This is a genomic window from Prevotella sp. HMSC073D09 (genome assembly GCF_001814145.1).
Taxonomy (GTDB): domain Bacteria; phylum Bacteroidota; class Bacteroidia; order Bacteroidales; family Bacteroidaceae; genus Prevotella; species Prevotella conceptionensis.
This window is the reverse complement of the sequence record NZ_KV815055.1, coordinates 1-421: the sequence shown is the minus strand read 5'-3', so window position 1 is coordinate 421 and position 421 is coordinate 1. Positions and strand designations below refer to the sequence as shown.

Below are 421 nucleotides of genomic sequence, written 5' to 3'. Positions count from 1 at the left end.
ACAGCATGGCTGAAAACACGCCGAACAAGCCCTCGGGGCTCGACCGCCCGGGCAGCAAGGCCTTCCAGGCCTCGATGGAGATGTTCAAGGAGCCGGCCTTGCAGTATGCGCAATCGCGCGTGCACTACATGCTGGAGATGGAGATGTACGTGAGGAAGAAACAGGAGGCGGAGGCCGCCGAGTCGCACTACGTGGTGGGGACGAGCGGGGAGGCGGAGCTCACCGTGGGCTCAGTGGTAAGGATAACCAGCCCCTTCGGCGAGCGCATGGGCAGCCTGGCGAAGGCCTCGCTGGGCGAGTACCTCATCGTCGACATCGAGCATTCGGTGGGCGAGGGCAACTATTACGCCAACAGGTTCAGGGCCGTCTCATCGGGTGTGCGCAGCCTTCCCCTTCCCGACGTTGACCTGGCCGTGGCCGA

The 421-nt window shown here is 64.1% G+C and carries 1 pseudogene; it reads left to right on the top strand.

From position 1 onward, the window contains the following. Positions 1-5: 5 nt before the first annotated feature. Positions 6-421: pseudogene (locus HMPREF2955_RS02905) on the top strand (type VI secretion system tip protein VgrG); the annotation flags it as partial.